The sequence below is a fragment of the Streptococcus sp. CCUG 71758 genome (genome assembly GCF_011714815.1).
GTDB classification, from domain to species: Bacteria; Bacillota; Bacilli; order Lactobacillales; family Streptococcaceae; genus Streptococcus; species Streptococcus halitosis.
Genome location: NZ_RXXO01000001.1, coordinates 63,750 through 90,444, shown reverse-complemented (window position 1 = coordinate 90,444; position 26,695 = coordinate 63,750). Strand labels below are relative to the sequence as shown.

The window sequence follows — 26,695 nt, the reverse complement described above, 5'->3', positions numbered from 1 at the left end:
GAGTAAATAGGCTTGGAGACTAATATCTTTTTATCACTCGACTAAGTTTGATTTATAGTCGACTATTTTATAAAAATAAAAAGAGCGTTTCCGCTCTTTGGTTATCAATAGGTGCTAGCTCCTTTCTCTAGTTTGAAAGTCTGATATTTCTTTTGGTAGGTTACTTTAATAGTCATGTGAGAGTCCTCGTTTCTTTTTGATGACTCTAGTATAAGACCCAAACCTAAAAGCTAGCTTATAGATTTCTTAGAAAAGGCTTAATCCAGATGTTCTCTCTTTTCTAAGTGGAGAGCAATCATGCGCCACTCCGGATCCTCTTTCCAACCTTCTATCGAACTAATGTAGCTGGCAACCTTTCTGGCTTCTTCTAAAATCGGAAAATCTTCGATAATATCAGCCACTTGAAACTCTGGAAGTCCTGACTGTCTGGTTCCAAAAATCTCTCCAGAACCACGCATTTTCAAATCTTCCTCCGCAAGGACAAATCCATTAGTCGTTTCTATCATGATGCGCATGCGGTCCTTCCCAGAGTCCGTCTTGGGATTAGCAACGAGAACAGCATAGGACTGTTTGTCCCCCCGACCCACACGACCTCTGAGCTGGTGAAGCTGGCTGAGACCGAACCGGTCGGCATCCATGATAATCATAACTGTCGCATTGGGAACATTGACCCCGACCTCGATAACCGTCGTCGAAACCAGAATATCCGTTTTTCTCTCTTTAAAATCCTGCATGATCTGGTCTTTTTCATCACTCTTCATCTTCCCATGTAAAAGAGCTACTTCAGCCTTGCCGGCAAAATGAGCTATCAACTCCTCAGATAAGGCAATGGCATTTTTCAAATCCAAAGCTTCAGATTCTTCAATCAAGGGAGAGATGACATAGGCTTGAAAACCTTTTTGAACTTCTCCCTCTAACCAAGTCAAGACCTGAGGCAACTGCTCATGCTTAATCCACCGAGTCACAATGGGCTTCCGCCCTGCTGGCATCTGGTCGATAATGGAAACATCCATATCGCCAAAGGCTGTGATAGCCAAGGTTCGTGGAATGGGCGTCGCCGTCATCATGAGGACATCTGGATTGTCCCCTTTTTCCCGCAGAACACGCCTTTGGCCCACACCAAAACGGTGCTGCTCATCGATGATAATCAAACCAAGACGAGCATAATCCACCCCATCTTGTATCAGAGCATGGGTTCCGATAATCAAATCAGCCTCACCCTTGGCAATGGTCTCCAAGACTTCTCTTTTCTCTGCAGCTTTTAAGGAACCTGTCAAGAGAGCCAGTTTCAAGTCTGGAAAAAGGTTCTGTAAACTCTCAAAGTGTTGCTCTGCTAGGATTTCTGTTGGCACCATGAGAGCCGCCTGATAGCCAGCCGTCACCGCCGCAAACATGGCCAAACCAGCAACCACCGTTTTTCCGCTCCCTACATCCCCTTGTAGGAGACGATTCATGTGGTGGTCCGACTTCATGTCGGTCAAAATCTCCTGCAGACTCTTTTCTTGAGCTTGAGTCAGGGCGAAAGGCAGACTTTCTTTAACGGCTATCACTTTTTCCTGAGACCAATCCAGAACCAGACCGCTTCCCTGAACTCTATTTTCAGACTTGAGTGACTGCAACTGCATCTGAAAATAAAAAAGTTCCTCAAACTTGATCCGACGAAGGGCCTGCTTGTATTCTGCTAAATCCTTGGGAAAATGCATGGCACGGACAGCCTGACAACGGGACATGAGTTTGTATTTATCAAGTAAAGACTGGGGAAGATTTTCCTCAATCAAGAGGTCCAACCCCTGATCAAAGGCTGTCTTAATGACCTTGACCAGACTGGCCTGACTGATTCCCTGAGCCAGACGATAGACCGGCTGGAGGTCATCTTCCACTTGAGCTAGAACCTTCATCCCAGTCAAACTGGCCTTGGCACGGTCCCATTTTCCAAAGACAGCAAGAGTTGCACCCAACTCTATCTTATCAGCCAGATAGGGCTGGTTAAAGAAATTCACCGCAAAAACGACTTCTCCCTGCTTGAGGCTAAAGCGCAGACGATTGCGCTTGAAACCATAATACTGAACACTGGCAGGAGTCACGACTTGACCAGACAGAACCGCCTTTTCCCCATCTTCCAGATCTAGGACCTGCTTGGTCTTGAAATCTTCATAACGGAAAGGAAAGTAGAGCAAGAGGTCTTGCAAGTTTTCAATTCCTAGTTTAGCGTATTTCTCTGCTGACTTTGGCCCCACGCCAGGTAAGACATGCAAGGGTTGATGTAGATTCATGCTCCACTCCTTTCTTTTTTTAATAATATTCTCTTGGAATGCGATCGCTGAGGAGACAAACGACCTCATAGTTAATAGTGCCGCGGTAGGCAGCTACCTGAGTAGCTGTGATTTCCTTGTCACCGTTGCTGCCGATCAGGGTTACTTTTGTTCCGAGCGGATAAACCTTAGGCAGCCGAATAGTGATTTGGTCCATAGATACTCGTCCGACGATTGGGCAAGCTTGTCCATCTACCAAGACAGTGAAATTTTGCATATCTCGTGTCCAACCATCCGCATAGCCGATTGGCACGGTCGCGATGACTTGCTCGCTATCCGCCTGATAGGTGGCTCCATAGCCCATGCAAGCTCCAGCTGGAACTGTCTTGACATGAACCAGAGCAGACTCCAAGGTCAAGACTGGAGTCAACTCATAAGGCAAGTTCAGAACCTCTCCACTTGGATTGAGACCATACATGGAATCTCCCATACGAACCGCATTGAAAATAGTCTCTGCATGCCAGAGGGTCGTTGCTGAGTTGCTGGCATGAACCAGCTCTGGAACTTCCTTCATACTTGCCAAAATAGCTTTAAAACATTCTAACTGCTGATTAAAGTAGGTATCTGATTCCTCATCTGCAGTCGCAAAATGGGTAAAAATTCCTTTAACTCGAGCACCATGTTGCTTGAGCAAGTCTTGAGCCAGATCAGCTTCACTGGCATCTCTAAAACCAATTCGTCCCATTCCTGAATCGATCTTGAGATGGACAGTCAAGTCAGTTAAATCTGCTTCCTTGTCTAACAGCGCTTGAATCCACTCCAATCCTGCCACTGTCAAGGTGATGTCGTATTCTTTAGCTAGAGCAACAGCTTCGATTTCAGAAACTCCTAAAATGAGGATTTTCTTGTTTATACCTACTTGACGCAACTCGATAGCTTCATCGATATTGGAAACGCAAAATCCATCAACAACATCCTGGATCTCCGTTGCAACAGCTACCGCCCCATGTCCATAAGCATTAGCCTTGACTACTGCAAATTTGAGCGTACCATTAGGGATATGACTTCCCATTTGTTGTATATTTTGTCGAATGGCTCCCAGATATATCAGAGCCTTGGTTGGTCTATGTGGACTAGCTTTCATGATTTTCCTCCAAAATGACACTGGCTGTCACAAACTGATCTGTATGGCTGATAGATAGCCAAATTTTTCCTGAAAATGGGGACTGACTAAAATAAGGTGCCCCTCGTTCATTGTTCAAAACTTCCAAATCCTGAAAGGTCAGTTTTCCAATACCAGTTCCCATAGCCTTGGAAAAGGCCTCCTTAGCCGACCAGCGACCAGCCAAGTATTCGATTTGTCTGCGCCCTTTGAGACTGGCAAAACGCTCCATTTCTTTAGGGGTCAGCACGCGCTTGGCAAAGCCCTCACGTCGTGTAACTGCGTTTTCTATCGAAGCCAATTCTTCGATGTCAATTCCGTGTCCAACTATCATACTCACAAAAGGAGCTGAGATTCCCCCAACTCCATCCTTTTCACTTATTTTGTTAAGGTAGTATAAATTTCTTCTACCAAGGCTACTGTATTTTCCCAACCTAGACAAGGGTCAGTTATGGAGCAACCAAAGACCTCTGGTTGATTTTGGCGACCATCTGCTAGGTAAGATTCGATCATAAAGCCTCGAACCGTCTTTTTAATCTTTTCATTCCAGTCACGATTCAGCAAGGCTTGACGAACAATGCGAATTTGTTCCATATACTGCTTGCCTGAATTGTCATGATTGGTGTCGATGATAATGAAGGGATTTTCAAGTCCCATGGTCTCATAGCGATTGATGGCATTTAAGAGGGTTTCATAGTAGAAATTGGGTTCATTTTTACCATATTCGTTCATGGCACCACGAAGGATAACGTGGGCCAAAGGATTTCCTGAAGTTTCCACTTCTTGACCGTGGTAAAGAAAGGTTTGCTTGTTTTGAGCCGCATAGATGGCATTAAACATGACCCCAAGATTTCCTGATGTTGGATTTTTCATCCCAACTGGAGCATCAATCCCAGAGGCTACAAAGCGGTGTTCCTGGTCTTCCACCGAACGAGCCCCTACAGCATGGTAGCTGACCAGATCATCAACCAAAACGAGATTTGACGGATAAAGCATCTCATCAGCTGTCGTCAAGCCAGTTTCGGTAATCACACGGTAGTGGAGCTGACGAACAGCCTGCAAACCATTGATGAGACTAGGCGCTTCGCTGGTATTTGGCTGATGAATCATGCCCTTATAGCCATCTCCATTAGTACGAGGTTTAGCCGTATAGACACGCATCACGATAAAAATTTTATCCGCAACTTTTTTCTGCAAGTCTGCTAAGCGACGAGCATATTCAAGCACTGCTTCTTCATTGTCCGAAGAGCAAGGCCCAATCACCAAAAGGATTCGGTCGTCCTCACCTGAGATGATGGCTGCCAACTCTCTATCACGGGCTTCTTTTTTTCGCAAGGCTTCAGGTGACAGCTGGGTCGCAGCCTTGATTGCTTCAATATCAATTTCTTGACCTTTTTCGATAAATGCCATCTTACTCTCCTAGCGTTTGGTAAATTTCTCGAACAAGTGCTTCTGTGTTGTCCCATCCGAGACACGGATCTGTAATGGACTTACCAAAAACTTCTGGCTCATTTTGACGTCCATCTTCTAGATAGGACTCAATCATAAAACCACGAACATATTTCTTGATTTTCTCATTCCAGTCACGGTTAATCAAAGTCTGACGAACGATACGGATTTGCTCCATATACTGCTTGCCTGAATTGTCATGATTGGTATCGATGATGATAAAGGGATTTTCCAAGCCCATCTTTTCATACTGGGCAATGGTATCTATCAAATTGTCATAGTAGTAGTTGGGAATATTCTTGCCATATTCATTCAAGGCACCACGAAGAATGGCATGGGACAATGGATTCCCAGTCGTTTCCACCTCTTTACCGAGGAAGAGGAAACTCTGCTTATTTTGCGCTGCGTAAATCCCGTTAAACATAACATTGAGATTTCCAGATGTTGGATTTTTAAATCCTGTTGAAAAATCTGCTCCGCTCGCTACAAAACGGTGCTGTTGATCCTCTACAGAACGAGCTCCAACAGCCATATAAGAAATCAAATCATCCACCAGCGGAAGATTTTCAGGATAAAGCATCTCATCCGCTGTTGTCATACCAGTCTCAGAAATAACGCGGTAATGTAAATGACGAACAGCCTTGATTCCATTGATCAAGCTAGGTGCTTCTTTAGCATTTGGTTGATGAATCAAGCCCTTATAGCCATCTCCATTGGTACGAGGTTTAGCTGTATAGACACGCATGACCATAAAAATACGGTCTTTGACCTCTTCTTGCAAAGCAGATAGACGCTTGGCATACTCGAGAACCGCCTCTTCGTTATCAGATGAACATGGTCCAATCACCAAGAGAATACGCTGGTCTTCCCCACGGATGATGGCTTCCAATTCCTGATCACGTTGATTTTTTCTCGCAAGAGCCGCTCCCTCTAATTTAGACAAGGCGCGAACTTCTTCAATGTTAATTTTAGGACTTTTAGCTTTAAATACCATGATTCATCTCCTTATAAAGCAAACGGACACCAAGCAAAAAATGATTTTTACCAGGTATCCGCCTGTATCTTATCTCATATTATTGTCTCTTACCATGACAGTTCTTGAATTTCTTACCTGATCCACATGGGCATTGATCATTTCGTCCAATTTGGCTCAAGTCCACATCTTTTGGAAGCTGAGTCTGCTGCGCCGCGATATTACGAGTCGCAGTTGTACTGATATTGTGTTCAGTTTGAGGACGTTCCTGTTCGTGGATTTGTGCTTTCATCATCAAGCGGGTCACATCAAATTCAATTGATCCAATCATGTCATTAAACATGCGGAAACCTTCTGCTTGATATTCTACGACAGGATTGTTTTGGGCATATCCACGAAGACCAACAGCATTTCGTAACTGGTCAAGGGCGTCGATATGGTCTGTCCACTTGTTGTCTACAACACGTAGGATCAAGACCTTCTGGAACTCTTTCACTGCTTCTTCATCACGAAGTTTGGCAACTTGGCTATCATAAACTTTCAAGGCACGTTGGAAAAGTTCATCTTTGATGGCCTGATCTGACAGACCTGCAAGATCTGAACGGCTGATTGAATCTTCTGGAAGCAAGTTATACTTAGCAAAGTTCAGGATTGCTTCCAGTTTTTCATCTTCTTTCGAACGAGCATGTGCATCTACGATTCGGCCAATGGTACGACGAATCATAGCATGAATTTCAGGTGCCAAGTCACGGTCTGCAGTGATGACATCATAACGTTGTGCATAGATGATTTCACGTTGTTCACGCATAACGTCATCGTATTGAAGGACTTGTTTACGAGTATCGTAGTTGTTTCCTTCAACACGTTTTTGAGCTGCTTCAACTTGACGCGTTAACATGCGAGATTCGATGGCTTCATCAGACATGTTAAGACGTTCAAAGACACCTTTCAAACGTTCTGAACCAAAACGTTTCATCAAATCATCTTCAAGAGACAAGTAGAATTGTGACTCCCCTGGGTCTCCTTGACGCCCTGAACGTCCACGAAGCTGATTATCAATACGGCGACTTTCATGGCGTTCTGTACCAATGACACAAAGTCCACCAAGTTCACGAACCCCTTCACCAAGCTTGATGTCGGTACCACGACCGGCCATGTTGGTCGCGATAGTAACTGCACCACGCTGACCAGCGTTCATGATGATTTGCGCTTCTCTGTAGTGGTTCTTCGCATTCAAGACTTCGTGAGGAACACCTGCCTCTACCAGTTTCTTAGACAGAAAGTCACTCGTTTCAACTGCAACTGTACCTACCAAGACCGGCTGACCTTTTTGGTGACGAGCTTTTACATCTTCAACTACAGCCTTAAACTTCGCATCAAGACTGGCATAGAGAAGGTCTGAGTGGTCGATACGTTGGATTGGACGGTTGGTTGGGATTGGGATGACGCGAATGTTGTAGATTTCGCGGAATTCTTCTTCTTCTGTTTTACCAGTACCCGTCATACCTGCCAATTTCTTATACATACGGAAGAGATTTTGGTAGGTGATAGAAGCTGAAGTCTTGGTCTCATCTTGGATTGGTACACCTTCTTTTGCTTCAATCGCTTGATGCAAGCCGTCAGAGTAACGACGACCTTCCATGGTACGACCTGTAAATTGGTCGACAATCAAGATTTCTTGCTCTTCACTAACCACATAGTCAATATCGAGAATCATGATATAGTTGGCACGGAGGGCATTGTCAATAAAGTGGGTAAGAGCTACGTTTTCGACATCATAGAGATTTTCCAGTTTGAAATAGCTCTCAGCCTTGTCAATCCCAGAATCAGACAAGCCAATCGTCTTAGACTGAATGTCAATAATATAGTCATCCTTGTCCAAAGACTTCACAAAATGATCCGCCATGTGGTAGAGTTGGCTAGTCTCAACTGCATTGGCACCTGAAACGATCAAAGGAGTACGGGCTTCATCGATCAAGATCGAGTCAACCTCATCGACCAAGGCATAGTTAAGCGGACGTTGTACCATGTTTTCTGCACGAACGACCATATTATCACGAAGGTAGTCAAAACCAATCTCTGAGTTGGTTGAGTAGGTAATATCACAGAGGTACGCTTCTTTTTTCTCCATTGGAGATTTGGCTGCCAAGTTGATCCCTACTGACAGACCGAGCCATGAGTACAATTCACCCATCTCAGTCGCGTCACGTTCTGTCAGGTATTCGTTGACAGTAACTACGTGAACCCCTTTACCTGCAAGGGCATTGAGGTACACTGGCATGGTCGCCGTCAAGGTTTTCCCTTCACCAGTACGCATCTCTGGAACGTCACCATGGTGAAGAACAATCCCACCCATGACCTGAACTTTATAAGGGAAAAGTCCAAGGACACGTTTTGCTGCTTCACGGACTACCGCAAAAGCCTCATATAACAGTGAATCAAGTGATTCTCCCTTATTGTAGCGTTCTTTAAATTCGTCAGTTTTTGCTTTTAGTTCTTCGTCCGACATTGCGGCCATTTGGCTCTCATAGTTAAGAACCTTATCAGCCATCTTTTCTAGACGACGAAGTTCCCCTTTATCATTTTCGATAATTGTTTTTAAAATATTAGCCATGATTTTCCTTACTTTAGATTCTGAATATTTTAGAATGTTCTTTTAATTTTAGCATATTTACCATTATTTTTCAAGAAAGAATCCTTGTTTCACAAGGGGAAAAAAGGACTAGAAGCCAGTCTAGTCCATCATTTTTTAATGTTTAATTTCCCAAGAATGCAGGTAATATCCCAAAATACCAAAAGAGATTAATCCAGAAGTCCAAGCAAAAGATGATACCAAAGATGAGAAGACTGATTTTTTTAATCAGCACCGAGTATAGGATAGATAAAACACCAAAGACCACGAAGAGTTTTTTCATAACGAAATAATATACTGAAACTCCTCCTATTTGCCAATCCCAAGGAAGAAAGAACATGAGGAACCAGAGAAAGCAAATCGTAAGGATATATCTCTTGTAGTGCGCTTCAAGAAAGGCTTTTGTTTTCTCCATAGCAAACCTCCATTTCAGTCACTGTCTCTTCCTTTTTATTATACCAAAAAAACCTGGAAAAAGCTTTCCAGGTTCGGGTTTGAAATCACTAGTCACGCTAGAGAAATCCCTTTATTCATAGGCTGATTCACTTTATTGACTTGATGAAGATGTTCCAAAATCGACCTTAGGAACTGTCTTGGCTTCTTCTGTTTCTTTAAAGGTTTCCGCTTCTTTAAAGTTCATCATATTCGCAAAAAGCACGGTTGGAAAACTTCTCAACTTTTGATTGTACTCGGCTGCGACTTTATTATAATCCTTGCGTGCTACAAAGATACGATTTTCACTTCCTGAAAGTTCGACCATTAGTTGCTCAACATTTTGATTGCTCTTGAGTTCTGGATAATTCTCCGTCAAGGAAATCAAGCGGGAAAGAGCTGAGCTCAACTCTCCCTGAGCCTTTTGGTTTTCTTCCGAAGTTACTGAGCTACTACCGATTTTAGCTCTAGCATCAGCAATCTTGGTAAAGACTTCGGTTTCATGATTCATTTGTCCTTTAACGGACTCCACCAAGTTACCAATCAAGTCCGAACGACGTTGGAGGGCTGTCGAGACATCGGCCCGAGCCTGCTCCACCTTAGTCTGTTCACCAACCAGACCATTATAGGTCGTAACTGCGGAACAACTTCCCAGAACTAGTAGTCCAAAGAAAATCGCCACTATTGAGAGAATTACTTTATTTTGTTTCATATCAAAACCTTAACACTTTCTTTTATCAACTTTTCTGAGAAAATACTCAGATTTTAAATCAATTTCCCAAACTTTGTTTTTATTTTTAATTAAGGAGTAAACTCTTGCAAAGGAGTCACCTTACTGTATGGAGAAATCGGTTTGAGTAATATATGATCACTCACCAGTCATCAGACGAACCACCGCCATCAAAGCCACCGCCGTCCCAGCCTCCAGATGAGTCGGAGCCCGAATCAGACCAAGAGGAACCTGAGTCTGATGAGTCGCTGCCCCACCAGCCACCGCCAGAATCATCGCCATGTGAACCGCCACCACGACCACCAAATAGAAATCCGATAATCATCACGATGAAGTAAATGAAAACTCCAAATCCGATAACTCCGTCGCTCGAACTGCTTTTTCGATGACGTCTCGAAGAACTATTCTCACCAGCATACCTTTCAAGTTCCCTTAAGCGACTAGAGTTGGTGGTATAGTCGTAACTACTTTTAGAACTTGAAGCAGGCGTACTCGATCCACTATAAAACATGTAGTTGAGATTGTTTGCTATAGAAAGAACTCCATTACTGTAGTCTCCCTTTTGAAAGTAAGGTCGTGCTGTTTTCAAAAATCTATTGGTCTGATAGTCAGTGATCTTACCGGCCACATTATTACTGGTTTCAATCCGTGATTTTCTATCTTGGACTGCTACCACAATCAAGACACCGTGATTGTCTCCCGAGTAGCCAATTTTCCAAGCCCTAGCTGTTTCATTGGCTACAGTCTCGATTGTTTCTCCATCTAGGCTTTTCACAACGTAAACACCCATCTGGAATTTTTCTGATTTTTTACTATTTACATTATTCAATTCCCGAATCTGACTTATAGTCTCATCCGTTAAATAATGATCCGGGTCATAGATCCCGTACTCAGGTTTTTCAGGTGCTGTGAATGCTGACAAGAAGAGAAAGACCATCAGCAACCCAAGCAAGCGAACCAACAAACTATGTTTAAATAATCTGCTTTTTTTCATAATAACCTCCCTGATAAAGGAAAATTGATTTAAGGAATTATAGCATTTTGATTTTTACAAAAAAAGTGCATTTTCATTACAAATAGATTACAAAAGCTAGGAAAATGATTGAAATTTGATGACAGATTCTCCTCCAATTTGGCAGGTTCTTTTCTCCCCTTTTAGATAGAAAAAAGAAGACTATGAAGTCTTCTTTCAATTTATTTTTATAGGAAAACAAGCAAGACTTACTTGCGTTTTCTCGCGATCAAGTGAATCGGGGTTCCCTCAAAAACAAAGGCCTTGCGGATTTGATTTTCCAAGAAGCGCAGGTAAGAGAAGTGCATGAGTTCTTCTTCGTTAACAAAGATGACAAAGGTTGGTGGCTTGGTTGCCACTTGAGTCGCATAGAAGATTTTGAGGCGTTTTCCTTTGTCTGTCGGTGTTGGATTGATAGCAATGGCATCCATAATCACATCGTTCAAGACCGCTGATGGGATACGGGTGTTTTGACTTTCGCTGATTTGCTTGATCATTTCAGGCAATTTGTGGAGACGTTGCTTGGTCAGAGCAGAGACAAAGACAATCGGAGCATAAGGCAGGTATTGGAACTGCTCACGGATATCTTCTTCCCATTTCTTCATGGTGTGATTGTCTTTTTCAAGGGTATCCCACTTGTTGACCACGATGATCATTCCTTTACCCGCTTCATGGGCAAAACCTGCGATACGTTTGTCGTACTCACGAATACCTTCCTCGGCATTGAGGACCATCAAGACCACGTCAGAACGGTCAATGGCACGCATGGCACGCATGACAGAGTATTTCTCCGTATTTTCATAGACTTTACCAGACTTACGCATACCAGCTGTATCAATCATAGTAAACTCTTGTCCATCAGCATCTGTAAAATGGGTATCAATGGCATCGCGCGTTGTTCCAGCTACTGGACTAGCAATCACACGATCTTCTCCCAAAATGGCGTTGATCAAACTTGATTTCCCAACGTTTGGACGGCCAATCAAGCTAAATTTAATCACGTCTGGATTTTCTTCTTCAACTTCATTTGGTAGATTTTCCACGATGGCATCGAGCACATCCCCTGTTCCGATACCGTGGACAGACGAGATGGGCAACGGTTCGCCCAATCCCAGAGCATAGAAATCATAGATGTCATTTCGCATCTCAGGATTGTCAACCTTGTTAACGGCAAGGATAACAGGCTTATGGGTTTTATAGAGTTTGCGGGCTACGTACTCGTCCGCATCTGTAATCCCTTCTTTCCCAGACACTACAAAAACGATGACATCAGCTTCTTCCATAGCGATTTCTGCTTGGTGTTTGATTTGCTCCATGAAGGGAGCATCGACGTCGTCAATCCCTCCAGTATCAATCATACTAAAGGAACGATTGAGCCACTCACCCGTTGCATAGATACGGTCACGTGTCACACCCTCGACATCTTCTACAATTGAGATTCGCTCACCAGCGATCCGATTAAATAGGGTCGATTTCCCAACATTGGGACGTCCCACAATGGCAATAGTTGGTAAGGCCATGTTTTCTCACTTTCTACAATAACTTTTTCTGTTCTAGATTTTTTCGAGTTGAACTAGGTTCGGCTTGGCCAAACTGCTCTGCCAAACGCTGACTCCAAGAGGTTGTCGCACGCGTGCCAGCATAGTCTGCCTGAACTTTGTCATAGTCCAAAATCGTTGCTACTGGCTGTTCTTGGTACTCTTCTTCAAATACCACTTGCTTCAAAGGCAGTCTTGGTTTGACATCATGTTGTTGATCTGGTACGCCAAGGGCAATCCCAAAAACAGGGTAGGTATAGTCAGGCAGGTTAAAAAGCGCTGCCACTTCTTCCGACTTGTAACGAACCAAACCGATAATAACCCCACCGTAACCTAGACTCTCCGCCGCAAGCAAGGTATTTTGCCCAGCAAGCGCCGCGTCCACAGACGTGATGAGGAGACCTTCCACTCCTTGGGGTTGGAAAGTGTCCGTATGAAGGCTGGCTCCCTTTTCAGCTCGGTTTAAGTCACCAACAAAAAGTAGGAAAGCAGCTGACTGGCGAATGGCTTCCTGAGGAACCAGTTCATATAGGGCATCTTTCTTCTCTTGACTGCGCACAAGAATCACAGAGTAGGATTGAAAATTTTTCCAAGATGACGCCATTTGTCCAGCAGTCAAAATCTCTTCCAAGTCCGCCTGAGGAATTTCTTGCTCCTTAAAGCGACGAACTGAAGTATGAGCTTTCATCAGTTTAATGGTTTCTGTCATCGGCGATTTTCTCCTTCTAGTCTTGTCTCCTCAGCCAAATAACGGATTCGCTCCATAACCCGTCTAGCTTCCCAAGTCTCATCATTTCCATTCTTTCCTTTGGCAAAATGTTTTTCCAAATCTTGGAAATTAAAGTTGGAAGTAAAGAAGGTCGGCAAATCTTCCTGCATACGATACTGGAGAATAACTTGGAGAATCTCATCACGCACCCAAGGGGTCGACTGTTCTGCACCAATATCATCCAAGACCAGAACTTCAGCTAACTTGATGTCATCCACCAAGGTCTTCACAGATCCTTCACCGATGGCATTTTTCACATCAATGACAAAGCTTGGATAGTGGAGAATGGTCGTTGAGGCCCCTCGCTTTTCAGATAGGTCATGGGCCAGGGCCGCCATCATGAAACTCTTACCGACACCAAAATCTCCATAAAGATAGAGTCCTTTTCGAATACTAGGGTAAAGGTCAACAAAGGAATAGAGTCTCTCAAAAATCGGTAAACGTCCTAGATCATCCAGGTCAATCTGAGCCAACTTCGCTTTCTTGAGACTTGCTGGTAGATTGATCAACTTGAGACGATTCTTAATCGCAGCCTCTTTTTCTGCTGCGATTAGTTCTGGTGTTTCTTCATAAGACACATCCGCATAACCGTGATTCATGACCAAGATAGGCTTATAGCCACGCGCAATATAGTCCGCATCCCCACGAAGAAACTTGTCCCGTTCTGTGATATATTGATTGAACTTGGAGATGCTACGATTTAACTCCTCTTGACTGAGGGATTCTTTCTGGATAAAAGCCGCCACATCTGGGTCTTTCATAATCTGCTGGACTAGGTCCTGATACTGAAAACGACTTGTCTGACGTTTGATAACGTCACCCACACTTTCCATCTAGTCTCCTCCTTCTTCTAATCGGGCTAACATTTCTTGTTTTTTGCGTTCTAGTTCCAGACGAGTCTCCTCACTGGTTTGATTCTTGTATTCTGGATTACTCCACTTGGGAACATTTGTCTTAGTTGAGCTGGCCTTGTTTTTCTGGTCTTCTTGCCCTTTTTGCTGACGCTCTCGAATCCGAAGCACAGCCTCTTCTGCTGTCCGAATCTTGCGATAGGCATAGTCGTTAGCGACTTTCATAGCATATTTTTCATTGACATTAGCCGAATCAACCTTGTTAAAGGTTAAAAGCAAGACGATATTGATGACTTCATCCAACAAGCCTAAAGACGCCATCTGGTGAAGGAGTTCTCTTTCACTTTGGGTGATGTTTCCCTTACGTGTTTGCTTGATTTCGGCTAAAAATTGCAGGGGTGTTTTATTTTTGGCTTCCCTGATAATGGTCATTTCTTTGGGGTTAAAGTCAGAAGAAACCTGCTTTTGCGCAATCTTTTCACGCATGCGTTTGACTGAAATAACCTGAGCTACCGCTGTCGCCTTAGCTAATTGATAGGTTTCAAACCAAGTCCATTTTTTTTCATCTGCGATGGCAAACAATTCCAAAACATCCGTTTGCTCATCTTCAAAACGCAAGCCATCTCGAGCCATCAGCTGCTGGAAATGTTCCAAGTCAAAATCATTTTTTAACTTGCTTTTAGACTCGCTTGGTGTCACTTCTTCAGTCAGGGTTGGAAAGACTTGGCTCAAAGAAACAGAGAGTGCTTCTCCCTCACTTGGAACCTGCTTCATAGCAGAAACAGCTGTATCCCCAATCTTTTTCTCTAATAATCTGCTATAGACAGAATGGCTTAGAAATTCTTGATTGGAGAGGGGAGAATGAAGCTGTAATTCATAGACATTCTCCTTCTGATAAAGGGTCAACAAATCCAAAGCAGATAAAATTTTAAAGGATTGGAGCAAGGTCGGCATGCCAAAGTTTAAGTGGTTGAGAATATGGGAAAAGAGGTGTTCTTTTTGCCCACCATCCCAAAAGGTAATGGTATATAGATAGAGGCTCAGTGCCTCCTGACCGATAATCGGGAGGTAGCACTGCACCAGAGAAGAGGTATCTTGCGACACCCGATTATTCTTTAGAAAAGAAAAACGGTCATTTGGTTTCATCTATTTTTCCTTTTTCTTTTTAGAGGACTGGGTGATTTGCTGGAGCAGGCTCTCCAACTCACTAACATCCTTAAAGCTACGGTAAACACTGGCAAAACGAACATAGGTAATCTCATCCAGCTCTGCCAATTCTTCCATGACTAAGGACCCAATGTATTCACTTTGGATCTCATTCTCACTGCGACTACGGAGTTTTTGCTCAATACGATTGACCACCATGTTGATTTCATCACTTGACACAGGACGCTTCTGGGCTGAGCGGATAATCCCATTAAAGATTTTATCTCTCGAAAATTGTTCTCGCGTACCGTCTTTTTTGACGACAACCAGCGTTCTTTCTTCTACTCGTTCATAGGTTGTAAAACGATGCTGACACTCGTCGCACTCACGTCTTCGACGGATGGTATTTCCTTCTTCGGCCTGTCGACTATCAACAACACTAGACTTGGTAGCCCCACATTTTGGACAACGCATGCATTTCCCTCCTTGTCGTTTTCTTTTCATTATACCATTTTTTGATCAATTCCCAAAACAATTCTTATTTTTACTTGACAAGTTTTTTGTTTTATTGTATTATTTAATTAGAACAACAAAGATAAAGAAAGGAGACTATGATGTCCTGGTCATTTGATAATACAAAACCCATTTATTTACAGATTATGGAAAAAATCAAACTACAGATTGTTTCCCATGAACTGGAATCCAACCAACAGCTCCCTACTGTGAGAGATTTGGCGAGCGAGGCTGGTGTCAATCCCAATACCATTCAGCGCGCCTTGTCTGACCTTGAACGTGAAGGATTCGTTTATAGCAAGCGAACAACTGGTCGTTTTGTCACCGAGGATTTGGACCTCATCGTTCAGTCCCGCAAACAACTTTCCGAGGAGCAACTGCAACACTTCGTCTCTTGCATGCTTCAATTTGGCTACAAAAAAGAAGAACTGCCAAATGTATTAAGCGACTATATTAAAGGAGTTTAAGACTATGACACTACTAGCACTTGAAAATGTATCAAAATCATATGGAGCAACTGCGGCACTTGACAATATCTCACTAGAGATCTCAGCTGGAAAGATTGTTGGACTCCTTGGACCAAACGGATCCGGGAAAACAACACTGATCAAACTGATCAATGGCCTCCTTCAACCAAATAAAGGACGTGTCCTCATTAACGGACAGGATCCAAGTCCTGCTACCAAGGCGATCGTCTCTTATCTACCAGATACGACTTATCTCAATGAACAGATGAAGGTCAAGGAAGCCCTGACTTACTTTAAAACCTTCTATCAGGATTTCAATCTTGAACGCGCCCAACATCTGCTTGCAGACCTTGGCATTGATGAAAATAGTCGCTTAAAGAAATTATCAAAAGGAAACAAGGAAAAGGTGCAACTGATTTTGGTTATGAGCCGTGAAGCCCGCCTCTACGTTCTGGACGAACCAATTGGAGGTGTGGATCCAGCTGCTCGTGATTATATCCTCAATACCATCATCAACAACTACTCACCAACCTCTACGGTGCTGATTTCAACCCACTTGATTTCAGATATTGAGCCAATCTTGGATGAGATTATCTTCCTCAAAGACGGGAAAGTCGTTCGCCAAGGAAATGTTGATGATATTCGTTACGAGTCAGGTGAATCAATTGACCAGCTCTTCCGCCAGGAATTTAAAGCCTAAGCAAAGGAGATTATTATGTTTTGGAATCTAGTTCGTTATGAATTTAAGAATGTCAATAAATGGTATTTAGCGCTCTATGGAGCTGTGCTTGCAATTTCAGTTTTAATTGGAACTTTTCTTGGTAGTCTTAGCCAGAGTTACAATTCTAACAATGCTGTTTATTTCATCTTCTTTTTGGTACTAGTCTTTGGAGGACTCAGCGTCACTCTTTGGATTGCAACAATCTTTTTAATCATCCGAAGATTCAAGGGGAGTGTTTATGACCGCCAAGGGTATTTGACCCTGACCCTACCTGTCTCTGAGCACCAAATCATCATCGCAAAACTCTTAGGAGGTCTTGTCTGGTCCATCTTAAGCTATATCGTCTTTATCCTGAGTGTATTGATTATCTTCTTCTTAACACCAATAGAAAAAGACTTCACTGTTCTCTATAACTTCATTTCCCCTTACCTCAGCTACGGCTGGCTATATGCCCTATCACTATTTGTCGGTTCGATTACATGGATTTTATCCATTTACCTCTCCATCTCAATCGGGCAACTCTTTAATGAGTATCGAACAGCTATGGGGATTCTAGCCTATATCGTCATTGCCATCGTCATTGGTTATGTTTCTCTCTTTTTCCGAATTGAAAATAACTTTAACATGATGATTGGTACAGAAATCTTACGCGATCTCTTTTTATCAGCTATCTACTATCTCGGTACCTACTATATTTTGAAAAACAAGGTTAATTTGCAATAAAAAATGCCCAGCTAGAAAGCTGGGTTTTTCTTTAACTCAATATCAAACTGGCTACGATAGGGCTGACAAAGACGTAGAGAATACCGGTGACACCGATAGCCAAGCCACCCATGGCTCCTGCTACAGAACCGTATCGAAAGGCTGTTCCCGTTCCAACTGCGTGGCCTGTTCCTCCAAGGGAAAGGCCTACAGCCACTGGATCATCAATCTTCAACCACTTCAAAAGGGTTGGTCCAATCACACTGGTCAAAATCCCAGTGGCCACTACGACGACCAAGGTCACAGTCGTCAAACCTTGCAATTTTTCTGTGATTCCCACTGCCATGGCGGTTGTCACTGACTTGGGAAAGAGAGAAATGGCTAGGAAAAAGTCCATACCAAATATTTTCGCTACTATGGCAGTGAAGCTAGTATTGACAACGACTGCTAGCAAACTACCAAAGAGAATACTCCGAGCATGGTGCTTCATCAGATGAAAACTCTTATAAAGAGGAATCCCTAAAGCCACTGTCGATGGGACAATCAAATTATTCAGATAAACCCCACCTTGGTAGTAATCTTGGTAAGAAATACCCGTCGCCTTAAGAAGGATGATAATAAAAATTGCTGACAAAAGCAAAGGTGTTGTCAAAGGATGGGGAAAACGTCTGTAAACCAGCATTCCCACTAGATAAGCTAGGATAGATAATGCAATCCCAAACAGAGGATTGGATACAAATTCGCTCATTTGGCATCTCCTTTCTCATAATCTCCCTCAAACCGTCTCTTGATAAACTGAACCACTAGGGCGATGAGGATAATGTTGATGACAGCCGCAAAAAAGACAATCAAGACAATGGGCAAAAGATAGGGAGCAATCACATCGAACTTTTCCATGATTCCCACTGCTGGCGGCAAAAAGAGAATGGTCATATTGGCCAGCAAGAAATTCCCGACCATATTGACATGTCTGGTCCTTAGCCACTTGAACTGTAAGGCTAGAAAGAGAATAATCAAACCGATAATACTGCCTGGGATAGGCAGATGAAAGAAACTGGAGATTCCCTCACCGATTAGAGAAATCACAAAGAGAATCATTAATTGAACATATAATTTCATCCTAAACTCCACGAAATAGACTTCTTGCATACCAGTTTACTCTTTTTTCAGAAAATTTCAAGGAAATATTGAAATTCTTCTTTCTTGCAAGGATTAGTTAAAAGTAGTATAATAGTTGCATGCGCAATCATCTTGTGTTATAAAGATAATCAGTAATGATTTTGTGATTTTTACTTTGAAAAGAAAGGAGAAAGTAATGACCTACTTAGAAAAATGGTTTGACTACAATCGCCGTCAAAAAGAAATGGAAGCCTTGTTGGAAGAAACTATTGCCCAGCAGAGTGAACAAAGGCTGAATTTGAAAGAGTTTTACCTGCTCTACTATCTGAATCTAGCCCAAGAAAAATCTCTACGACAAATTGACCTACCAGATAAACTCCATCTCAGCCCAAGCGCTGTTTCTCGAATGGTGGCTAGATTAGAAGAGAAAAACTGCGGTTTGCTTAGTCGCAGATGTTGCGATCAGGATAGACGGGCCAGTTTTATCTGTCTGACTGACGAGGGACAAACAACCCTGGCTTATCTACAAAAGGCCGTCGAAGAAAGATTAGAAACCAGTCTTGATTTCTTGCCTTAATGAGTATTTTTAAAAAAGTTGCATGCGCAATCATTTTTCTTGACATTCCTCTTTTCAAGGAGTACAATAAAGTCAAGATCGAACAAAGGAGTTTAATATGATCGAAATTACCTATCTAGACACCAGCAAACAAGAGAGAACCATGACGTTCGAGTCTTACCAAGACTTTGAACGTTCTCAACAAGCTTGCCTTATCGGTGTCGCAGACTATTACCCAGTTCAAAAATTGACCTATAATGGTCATGATTTGGACTACCATGGGACTTATGGAGATGTCTTCTTCTATCTCATGAAACAAGATTTAAGCCAATATAACTAAAAAAGGAGAAATACAATGGCAAAAGCAATTACAGATGCAACATTTGAACAAGAAACAAAAGACGGTTTGGTTTTGGTAGACTTCTGGGCAACTTGGTGTGGTCCATGTCGTATGCAAGGTCCAATCTTGGACAAATTGTCTGAGGAACTTTCAGAAGATGTCTTGAAAATCGTTAAAATGGACGTTGATGAAAATCCAAACACGGCTCGTGCTTTTGGAATCATGTCTATCCCAACCCTTCTCTTCAAAAAAGACGGCCAAGTGGTGAAACAAGTTGCAGGTGTTCATACTGCAGAACAAATCAAGGCCATCGTTGCTGAATTGAGCTAATCACACTAGAGACCAAGTGCTTCATTTGGTCTCTTTTTTCTTGCCCTTTGCCATTTTTCAAAAAATATGCTAAACTGTAGGTAGAATATTACGATGTTTGGGACATGCCATCGCTAAAAAAAACCTCTACTTGGTATTTTTTAGCTCCCCTCAAGGGAGCTTTTTGCGTGCTCTGAACATTTCCCATTTTGGAAGGAGTACTATGAAACGTCAATCAGCCTTGGTCGTCTTTAGCGGCGGTCAAGATTCCACAACCTGCCTCTTTTGGGCTAAAGAACACTATAAAACAGTCGAAGCCGTCACCTTTGCCTACGGCCAACGCCATCATCTCGAAATTCAAGTTGCTGAAGAAATCGCTAAGGAACAAGGCGTTCGTCATCACATCTTAGATATGTCTCTGCTGGGACAAATCACTGAAAATGCCCTGACCTCTGATTTGGAAATTGAGCAAAAAGAGGGAGAGCTTCCCAATACCTTTGTTGACGGCCGCAACCACCTCTTTCTATCCTTTGCAGCAGTTCTTGCCAAGCAACGTGGCATTAAAGATATCGTGACAGGTGTCTGCGAGACAGACTTCTCAGGCTACCCTGACTGCCGGGATGTCTTTGTCAAATCTCTTAATGTCACCCTCAACCTTGCCATGGATTACGACTTTGTTATCCAAACACCTCTCATGTGGCTAGATAAGGCTGAAACTTGGGAATTAGCCGACCAACTCGGTGCCTTTGACTACGTTCGTGAAAAGACCTTGACCTGCTACAATGGGATTATCGGAAGTGGCTGTGGAGATTGTCCAGCCTGCCACCTACGTCAGCATGGTTTAGATGTTTATCTTTCACAGAAAGGAGAGGGCTAATGTTTTTTGCTCCCAAAGAAATCAGACAGGAAACTGGGGAATCTCTTGTCTACAATCCTCACAGAACCTTAGTTTCAAAAGAGTTTACCTTCGATGCTGCCCACCATCTCTTTCACTATGAGGGAAAATGCAAATCCCTGCACGGCCACACTTATCATCTGCAGATTGCTGTTAGTGGATTTTTAGATGAACGTGGCATGACCTACGATTTTGGAGATATCAAAGCTATCTACAAGGACTTCTTAGAACCCCATTTGGATCATCGCTATCTCAATGAAACCCTGCCTTATATGAACACGACTGCTGAAAATATGGTTTACTGGATTTTCCAAACCATGAGTCAAGAGTTGCCAGACGAACGCGGTCTCCGTTTGGAATACGTTCGCCTCTATGAAACTCCGACTGCCTTTGCAGAATTTAGACGGGAGTGGTTAGATGACTAGGGAACGTGTCCTCAAACTACCAGTTCTGGAAATTTTTGGCCCTACCTTTCAAGGTGAAGGTCGTGCTATTGGGCAGAAAACCATGTTTGTCCGCACTGCAGGTTGCGACTACCACTGCGACTGGTGCGACTCTGCCTTTACTTGGGATGGTTCTGAAAAACCAACTCGTATGACAGCTGACGAGGTCATTGCTGCCTTGGATAAATTGGGGACCTACGACTATGTAACTCTATCTGGGGGAAATCCTGCTATCCTAGCAGCCAACATGGCCGAGCTGGTCACCAAACTCAAGGAACGTGGTGTCACTCTGGCTGTTGAGACCCAAGGCTCCCGCTGGCAAAATTGGTTAAAAGATATCGACCAAGTCACTCTGAGTCCCAAACCTCCTTCATCCAAGATGGAAGTCAACTTCGAAACCTTGGACTTTATCGTTTCCCAACTAGATCCAGACAAGGTCACCTTTAAAATCCCTGTCTTTGATGATGCCGATTTAGCCTTTGCCAAAGGGATCCAAGAACGTTACCAGCCAGATGTCCTCTTCTTATCAGCAGGAAATCCTGAGCCCAAGGCTACGGGTAATATTGTCCAAGACCAACTAGATCGCCTCAAAGAACTCTGGGAACGTGTCGCTGCTGACGATAGCTGGGGCAATGTCCGCGTCCTTCCTCAACTTCATACCCTCCTCTACGACAACCAACGTGGTGTTTAAATTAGAAAGAAAAAATCATGTCACAACAAGAAGAAATGAAAAACCTTAGCCTCCTCGGCAACAAAGAAACCAACTACATTTTTGACTATCAACCAGAAGTCCTCGAATCCTTTGACAATCGTCATGTTGAAAATGACTATTTCATCAAATTCAACTGTCCTGAATTTACCTCGCTTTGCCCAATCACTGCTCAGCCAGACTTTGCGACCATTTATATTTCCTACATTCCTGACAAGCTCTGTGTCGAGTCAAAATCCCTCAAACTCTACCTCTTTAGCTATCGAAATCATGGAGATTTTCATGAAAACTGTATCAACACCATCGGGAAAGACTTGGTCAATCTACTAGACCCTCGCTATTTGGAGGTATGGGGAAAATTCACTCCGCGCGGTGGCATCTCAATCGACCCCTACTACAACTACGGTAAACCTGGAACTAAGTATGAAGGATTGGCAGAACAACGCCTCTTTCAACACGACCTTTATCCAGAGAAAATTGACAACCGCTAAACAGATACGAAAAAGCCCTGTTCCTCAAACTGAGGAGCAAGGCTTTTTGAATTTCAATTATTCTTCTGTTCCAAGGAAGTTTTTAGCAACAAGGGCTGCAAGAATACCACCAACGATTGGGGCAAGGATGAAAATCCAAACTTGTTGAAGGGCTGCGCCACCTACCAAGACAGCAGGAGCCAAGCTACGAGCTGGGTTTACTGAAAGTCCAGTGATGTTCAATCCCACAAGGATCAAGGCTGTCAATGACAAACCGATTACCAAACCAGCGATTGCGCCATTACCTTTGCTTGCTGATGTTACCGTCATGATAACCAAGACAAACAAGAAAGTTGCGATGACTTCAAACAAGAAACCACCAAAGACAGTGACACCGTTTGCCAAGGCATTTTCACCAAGACTAGCAGTTGACATGCCTGAGTTAGACAAGAGGAAGAATACTGCAGCTGACGCAAGGAAAGCTCCAACTACTTGTCCAAGGATGTAGTTTACAAGCTCAGAAGATGACAAACGTTTGTTTACAAACATAGCGATCGAAACCGCTGGGTTCAAGTGAGCACCTGAAATCGTCCCAATTGAGTAAGCTGCAACTACGATTGCCAAACCAAAAGCAAGAGCAATCCCAAGGTGCCCAACACCTTCAACACCATTCCCAAAAACAACAGCTCCTGTTCCGATGAACACAAGCATAAATGTACCGATTAATTCAGCAACAAATTTTTTCATGATAAGTCTCCTTTTTTTCAAACTATGTATTAGTCTATCAAAATAAGGAAAGGGTTTCAAGAAAATTGACTGGAAATTTCAGGTTAGAATTCTATAAAAACGGTAGTGCTTATTTGAAACATTTTTTCTAAAGGTATATAATATCAACATAGTTCAAATAGGTTATTCAATCCCTAATTTGAACTAATTTTTACAACTTTGCTGTTCTTTTATGAACGTTTGAATGGTATCGTGGATACCAAGGAGGAATCATATGTCTAAAGTTGCTATTGTCACAGGTGCAGGTCAAGGAATCGGTTTTGCAATCGCAAAACGATTGGTTCAAGATGGCTTTAAGGTAGGAGTCTTAGACTACAATCCCGAAACAGCTGAAAAGGCTGTTGCCGAATTATCAGCTGAAAATGCCTTCGCTGTCGTAGCCGATGTTTCGAAACAAGCTGAAGTTGCCCAAGCATTTCAACAGGTTGTTGACCATTTTGGTGATTTGAATGTTGTCGTAAATAACGCTGGTGTCGCTCCAACTACTCCTCTTGATACAATCACTGAGGAACAATTTACACGCACTTTCGGTATCAACGTTGGTGGTGTCATTTGGGGTTCACAAGCTGCACAAGCACAATTTAAGGCACTTGGTCACGGAGGTAAAATTATCAACGCAACCTCTCAAGCTGGTGTAGTCGGAAATCCAAATCTAACTGTTTATGGTGGAACAAAATTTGCTGTTCGTGGAATTACGCAAACATTAGCACGTGATTTAGCAGACTCAGGCATCACTGTTAACGCCTATGCACCAGGTATTGTTAAAACACCAATGATGTACGATATCGCTCATGAAGTTGGTAAAAATGCAGGAAAAGATGACGAGTGGGGTATGCAGACATTTGCAAAAGATATTACCCTAAAACGCCTATCTGAACCAGAAGATGTGGCTGCAGCTGTCAGCTTCCTTGCAGGACCAGATTCAAACTACATTACAGGACAAACCATTATCGTTGATGGTGGTATGCAATTCCATTAAAATACATAAAAGAGGCTGGGAAAATTCTAGTCTCTTTTTTATTGCTTCATTATTTTAATAAATATAACTGCCAATCCCTGGTACTGAAAAGATTGAATAGCTTGTTTCAAGTCATCTTGTAAACTATTTCTCTGGTCAAGTTGAACATAGACTTCCAACAAACAGGATCTGAAGTTGGAAAATTTATAAAAATCTTCCCTTTCTTCTATCGGAAAATCAACAGTTTTTATCCAAGAGGCTACTTGCTCTTGCTCCAACTTCCCTTGTAAAATAGGTTCATAGATCACTCTCGCTAAACGCCAATCCTCATCATTTGTAAAACGAATGGTAATTCTTTTAAATAATTGACCAAGTACATCAAATACTTCATGGGCTCTGTTTTTAGGAAAATCTGGATGACAAACGACTTCAGTCAATAAATCCGCTCCATGCGCAAAAGCGTGAACCCAACCATACTGACTTGAAGAACCTGTTGTATCCTGTTCTTTTGAAAGATAGTGCAAGCCTTGATTTAAAAGAACATTACTAATTTCTGCTTTTAATCTCTGATAGAAAATCGATTGCTGGTTGGCATCCGCAGACAAAAGATTTGCATAAATAAGCGCCCTAAAAGAACGTTCAAGTGTTGACAGGCCTATCTTATCAATCTCTTTATCTAGTCCTCCATCAGATGAGACCACTTCAGCAATGAAATGAAATTGATCCTGTGTAAATAGCTATTCCTGAATCCCTCTAGCCAAACTAGTAAAAACCAATTCATCACGAATCTCTGGATTGGGATCCCCTAAGTGATCAAGTAACCACTGGAGTTCTTCTTGACGATAGCTCGGTTTTTCTTCTGCTATTTTTCTGAGTAACTCTTGATACATGGTCAATACCTCTACATTTCTAGCAACTTATCAAAAAGCCATTCTCTGTTCATATCCTTATCCTAAATCCTCTTTACTCTCCCAACTCAGCACTGTAGGAGATAATCTGGTCAACTGTGTTTGACAAGAACTGAATTGTATCACGAAGTGGTTTGTCTGTTGAGATATCCGCTCCGATAAGCATGGCTGACTCAAGTGGTGTCTTGCTACCACCTGATTTGAGGAGATTGAGCCAGTCTCTAGCTCCAGTTTCAGAGTTTTTCAGATGGAGGTAACCTGCAGTAGAGATAACAAGGCCTGCTGAGTATGTGTAGCTATACAAGCCCATGTAGTAGTGAGCTTGACGCATCCAAGTCAAGGCTGCATCATCGTCAATTTCAATGGCATCTCCCCAGAAGTCCGTCAAGACTTCCTTCATAATGCTGTTGAGTTTGCTTGCTCCAAAAGTTTCCCCTTCTTCAATCAATGTATATACCTTACGCTGGAAGGCTGCTTCCAAGAGGTGGGTGATGAAATTATGGAAGTAGGTGTCTGTCAAGCGGTGGGCAAGAGCAAAACGTTTTTGACGAGGGTCGTCAGATTGGTGCTCCAAGTAATCGCTGAGGAGCAATTCATTGAAGGTTGATGGCGCTTCGACATAGTAAGTCGACATGTGGGCATTGAAGTAGCTTTGGTGATTGTCTGAAAAGATAAATTGACCAGAATGCCCAATTTCATGAATCAAGGTATAGACATCACTCAAACGACCAGTCCAGCTCATGAGGACATAAGGGTGCACGCGATATGGATCCGCCGCATAACCGCCAGAATCCTTGCCACTATTGGCAGCAAAGTCCACCCATCGTTCCTCTTGATAGCCCGCAACTTCCTGACAATATTCTTGTCCCAAAGGTTCTACTGACTTCATGACCAAATCATAGGCGTCATCAATAGTCACTTCAGGATTCAGGGCGCTGTCCAAGTCCAATTTCCAGTCTGCAAAGGTCATCTTTTCAAGACCATTGACCTTGGCAACATGCTTGAGGTATCTCTGAGCAACTGGTGCAAAGTCCTTCATGATGAGGTCAATCTGACGGTCAAACATGGCACGGTCCACTTCTTGCTCAGCCAGAAGATAATCAAAGACTGAGTCGTAGCCCTTCATATCAGCTAAGAGTTTTTCAGACTTGACTTGGGCTAAATAGGCTGCTGCAGCTGTATTTTGGTGCTTACGAAGTCCCTCTGAGAAGGAGCGGAAAGATTTCTCACGAACTTCAGCGTCCTCGTGGTTTTGGTAGAAATTTTCATAGGTGACAAAGCTGTTTTTGTAGGTCTTGCCATGAGCTTCAAAGTCAGCCATTTCAAAGTCCCCAGCTCGCATCTTAGTATAAATGTCCTGTGGACTGTAGAAAACTTCACCCAGATTGGTCAAAGCTTTCTCCACATCCGCCCCTAGATAGTGGGCTTTTTTGATTTTGGCCTGACGAATGGCTGCCGTCAAATGTCGCAATTCCCCCAAACGGTCCAAGACTTCCTCGTCTGCTGCCACCAAGGCGTCGTCAAAGAAGGTCAAGGCTACACTGGCGTCTGTCTCAAAGTCCATCCCAGCTTGGGCGATATTAGCAAACTCTTCATTGCTATAGTCTGTCGTCTGAGGCATAAAGGCATAATTGCCGATATGGCTCATCTGAATATAAATTTGTTCCAATTCCGCAAAGGCCTTCTCAAAATCCTCAAAAGTGTGAAGATTGCCCTTGTAGTCACGGCTAAATTGATTGATGTCTTCGCGCGTTTTCTCGATTGCACGCAAGAAATCCTCACGGTCTTGATATAGGGCTGTTAAGTCCCAAAGTTCCTTTTCTGGAAATTCTGAACGATGTTTTTGTTCCATT

General features: G+C 42.9%; 29 protein-coding genes and 1 pseudogene. 11 read left to right on the top strand and 19 right to left on the bottom strand.

The features are described from left to right. Nucleotides 1-257: 257 nt before the first annotated feature. The 14 genes from recG to nrdR all read right to left on the bottom strand — a co-directional run bounded on the left by recG (nucleotide 258) and on the right by nrdR (nucleotide 15,420). Nucleotides 258-2,342 (bottom strand): ATP-dependent DNA helicase RecG, encoded by a 2,085-nt coding sequence (gene recG, locus EKB01_RS00555; protein WP_167265251.1) that lies wholly within the window; start codon nucleotides 2,340-2,342, stop codon nucleotides 258-260. Then, nucleotides 2,293-3,396, bottom strand: coding sequence for an alanine racemase (gene alr, locus EKB01_RS00550; protein WP_167265249.1), 1,104 nt, complete (start codon nucleotides 3,394-3,396; stop codon nucleotides 2,293-2,295). Before alr ends, recG begins: the two co-directional genes overlap by 50 nt. Next, nucleotides 3,386-3,748, bottom strand: a complete 363-nt coding sequence (gene acpS / locus EKB01_RS00545; RefSeq protein ID WP_057489321.1) for a holo-ACP synthase — start codon at nucleotides 3,746-3,748, stop codon at nucleotides 3,386-3,388. The genes alr and acpS overlap by 11 nt, the downstream gene beginning before the upstream one ends. Before the next feature lie 44 nt (nucleotides 3,749-3,792). Further along, nucleotides 3,793-4,824 carry a 3-deoxy-7-phosphoheptulonate synthase gene (locus EKB01_RS00540; protein WP_167265247.1) on the bottom strand — a complete coding sequence of 344 codons (1,032 nt, stop codon included), beginning with the start codon at nucleotides 4,822-4,824 and terminating at the stop codon, nucleotides 3,793-3,795. A 1-nt stretch (nucleotide 4,825) separates the two neighbouring features. After that, nucleotides 4,826-5,857 carry a 3-deoxy-7-phosphoheptulonate synthase gene (locus EKB01_RS00535; protein WP_084849217.1) on the bottom strand — a complete coding sequence of 344 codons (1,032 nt, stop codon included), beginning with the start codon at nucleotides 5,855-5,857 and terminating at the stop codon, nucleotides 4,826-4,828. Between the two features lie 79 nt (nucleotides 5,858-5,936). Beyond that, a complete protein-coding gene (secA, locus tag EKB01_RS00530; protein WP_001274110.1) occupies nucleotides 5,937-8,450 on the bottom strand; it encodes a preprotein translocase subunit SecA in 2,514 nt (837 codons plus the stop codon). 142 nt (nucleotides 8,451-8,592) lie between these two features. Beyond that, nucleotides 8,593-8,883 (bottom strand): hypothetical protein, encoded by a 291-nt coding sequence (locus EKB01_RS00525; RefSeq protein ID WP_167265245.1) that lies wholly within the window; start codon nucleotides 8,881-8,883, stop codon nucleotides 8,593-8,595. 132 nt (nucleotides 8,884-9,015) lie between these two features. Then, nucleotides 9,016-9,612, bottom strand: coding sequence for a LemA family protein (locus tag EKB01_RS00520; protein ID WP_084852486.1), 597 nt, complete (start codon nucleotides 9,610-9,612; stop codon nucleotides 9,016-9,018). A gap of 160 nt (nucleotides 9,613-9,772) precedes the next feature. Continuing rightward, nucleotides 9,773-10,624 carry a TPM domain-containing protein gene (locus tag EKB01_RS00515; RefSeq protein WP_167265243.1) on the bottom strand — a complete coding sequence of 284 codons (852 nt, stop codon included), beginning with the start codon at nucleotides 10,622-10,624 and terminating at the stop codon, nucleotides 9,773-9,775. A gap of 227 nt (nucleotides 10,625-10,851) precedes the next feature. Next, nucleotides 10,852-12,162: a ribosome biogenesis GTPase Der gene (gene der, locus EKB01_RS00510; protein ID WP_061419629.1), complete on the bottom strand. Its 1,311-nt coding sequence runs from the start codon at nucleotides 12,160-12,162 to the stop codon at nucleotides 10,852-10,854. Nucleotides 12,163-12,175: 13 nt separating this feature from the next. After that, nucleotides 12,176-12,889 carry an NADPH-dependent oxidoreductase gene (locus EKB01_RS00505; protein WP_007521159.1) on the bottom strand — a complete coding sequence of 238 codons (714 nt, stop codon included), beginning with the start codon at nucleotides 12,887-12,889 and terminating at the stop codon, nucleotides 12,176-12,178. Beyond that, entirely contained in the window at nucleotides 12,886-13,782 is an 897-nt protein-coding gene (dnaI, locus tag EKB01_RS00500) for a primosomal protein DnaI (RefSeq protein ID WP_007521157.1), read from the bottom strand. The genes EKB01_RS00505 and dnaI overlap by 4 nt, the downstream gene beginning before the upstream one ends. Continuing rightward, complete coding sequence (locus tag EKB01_RS00495; protein ID WP_167265241.1) at nucleotides 13,783-14,946, bottom strand: DnaD domain protein; 1,164 nt, start codon at nucleotides 14,944-14,946, stop codon at nucleotides 13,783-13,785. Beyond that, nucleotides 14,947-15,420, bottom strand: coding sequence for a transcriptional regulator NrdR (gene nrdR / locus EKB01_RS00490; RefSeq protein WP_001203678.1), 474 nt, complete (start codon nucleotides 15,418-15,420; stop codon nucleotides 14,947-14,949). Between the two features lie 140 nt (nucleotides 15,421-15,560). Here nrdR and EKB01_RS00485 point away from each other — a divergent pair, with 140 nt between their 5' ends. Genes EKB01_RS00485 through EKB01_RS00475 form a run of 3 tightly spaced genes read left to right on the top strand, consistent with a single transcriptional unit; the run spans nucleotide 15,561 to nucleotide 17,370 of the window. Beyond that, nucleotides 15,561-15,926 (top strand): GntR family transcriptional regulator, encoded by a 366-nt coding sequence (locus tag EKB01_RS00485; protein WP_167265239.1) that lies wholly within the window; start codon nucleotides 15,561-15,563, stop codon nucleotides 15,924-15,926. 4 nt (nucleotides 15,927-15,930) lie between these two features. Beyond that, nucleotides 15,931-16,626 (top strand): ABC transporter ATP-binding protein, encoded by a 696-nt coding sequence (locus tag EKB01_RS00480; protein WP_033584369.1) that lies wholly within the window; start codon nucleotides 15,931-15,933, stop codon nucleotides 16,624-16,626. A gap of 15 nt (nucleotides 16,627-16,641) precedes the next feature. Beyond that, entirely contained in the window at nucleotides 16,642-17,370 is a 729-nt protein-coding gene (locus EKB01_RS00475; protein ID WP_167265236.1) for a hypothetical protein, read from the top strand. 31 nt (nucleotides 17,371-17,401) lie between these two features. Here EKB01_RS00475 and EKB01_RS00470 read toward each other — a convergent pair whose 3' ends face one another. Beyond that, complete coding sequence (locus EKB01_RS00470) at nucleotides 17,402-18,097, bottom strand: LrgB family protein (RefSeq protein ID WP_167265234.1); 696 nt, start codon at nucleotides 18,095-18,097, stop codon at nucleotides 17,402-17,404. Beyond that, entirely contained in the window at nucleotides 18,094-18,468 is a 375-nt protein-coding gene (locus tag EKB01_RS00465; RefSeq protein ID WP_000781325.1) for a CidA/LrgA family protein, read from the bottom strand. Before EKB01_RS00465 ends, EKB01_RS00470 begins: the two co-directional genes overlap by 4 nt. 196 nt (nucleotides 18,469-18,664) lie before the next feature. Between EKB01_RS00465 and EKB01_RS00460 the strand changes: the two genes are divergently transcribed. The 7 genes from EKB01_RS00460 (at nucleotide 18,665) to queF (ending at nucleotide 22,211) form a co-directional block, all read left to right on the top strand. Continuing rightward, nucleotides 18,665-19,045: a MarR family transcriptional regulator gene (locus EKB01_RS00460; protein ID WP_000221644.1), complete on the top strand. Its 381-nt coding sequence runs from the start codon at nucleotides 18,665-18,667 to the stop codon at nucleotides 19,043-19,045. 97 nt (nucleotides 19,046-19,142) lie between these two features. Next, a complete protein-coding gene (locus EKB01_RS00455) occupies nucleotides 19,143-19,364 on the top strand; it encodes a DUF4649 family protein (RefSeq protein WP_000570267.1) in 222 nt (73 codons plus the stop codon). Nucleotides 19,365-19,379: 15 nt separating this feature from the next. Then, nucleotides 19,380-19,694, top strand: a complete 315-nt coding sequence (gene trxA / locus EKB01_RS00450) for a thioredoxin (RefSeq protein ID WP_001029581.1) — start codon at nucleotides 19,380-19,382, stop codon at nucleotides 19,692-19,694. Nucleotides 19,695-19,896: 202 nt separating this feature from the next. Next, nucleotides 19,897-20,550 carry a 7-cyano-7-deazaguanine synthase QueC gene (gene queC, locus EKB01_RS00445; RefSeq protein WP_084873424.1) on the top strand — a complete coding sequence of 218 codons (654 nt, stop codon included), beginning with the start codon at nucleotides 19,897-19,899 and terminating at the stop codon, nucleotides 20,548-20,550. After that, nucleotides 20,550-20,993: a 6-carboxytetrahydropterin synthase QueD gene (queD, locus tag EKB01_RS00440; RefSeq protein ID WP_084852496.1), complete on the top strand. Its 444-nt coding sequence runs from the start codon at nucleotides 20,550-20,552 to the stop codon at nucleotides 20,991-20,993. Before queC ends, queD begins: the two co-directional genes overlap by 1 nt. Further along, a complete protein-coding gene (queE, locus tag EKB01_RS00435; RefSeq protein WP_007521137.1) occupies nucleotides 20,986-21,702 on the top strand; it encodes a 7-carboxy-7-deazaguanine synthase QueE in 717 nt (238 codons plus the stop codon). Before queD ends, queE begins: the two co-directional genes overlap by 8 nt. 17 nt (nucleotides 21,703-21,719) lie before the next feature. Beyond that, nucleotides 21,720-22,211, top strand: a complete 492-nt coding sequence (gene queF, locus EKB01_RS00430) for a preQ(1) synthase (RefSeq protein ID WP_000082579.1) — start codon at nucleotides 21,720-21,722, stop codon at nucleotides 22,209-22,211. A gap of 57 nt (nucleotides 22,212-22,268) precedes the next feature. Here the strand turns inward: queF and EKB01_RS00425 are convergent, their stop codons facing one another. Continuing rightward, nucleotides 22,269-22,937 (bottom strand): MIP/aquaporin family protein, encoded by a 669-nt coding sequence (locus tag EKB01_RS00425; RefSeq protein WP_096422628.1) that lies wholly within the window; start codon nucleotides 22,935-22,937, stop codon nucleotides 22,269-22,271. Between the two features lie 253 nt (nucleotides 22,938-23,190). On the opposite strand from EKB01_RS00425, the gene EKB01_RS00420 reads away from it, so the two are divergent. Beyond that, complete coding sequence (locus tag EKB01_RS00420; protein ID WP_000048148.1) at nucleotides 23,191-23,955, top strand: (S)-acetoin forming diacetyl reductase; 765 nt, start codon at nucleotides 23,191-23,193, stop codon at nucleotides 23,953-23,955. Nucleotides 23,956-23,993: 38 nt separating this feature from the next. Here the strand turns inward: EKB01_RS00420 and EKB01_RS00415 are convergent. Together EKB01_RS00415 and pepF are read right to left on the bottom strand one after the other, a co-directional pair. Continuing rightward, nucleotides 23,994-24,824, bottom strand: a pseudogene (locus EKB01_RS00415) (DUF2785 domain-containing protein). Between the two features lie 73 nt (nucleotides 24,825-24,897). Next, nucleotides 24,898-26,694 carry an oligoendopeptidase F gene (gene pepF / locus EKB01_RS00410; protein ID WP_167265232.1) on the bottom strand — a complete coding sequence of 599 codons (1,797 nt, stop codon included), beginning with the start codon at nucleotides 26,692-26,694 and terminating at the stop codon, nucleotides 24,898-24,900. Nucleotide 26,695 lies beyond the last annotated feature (1 nt).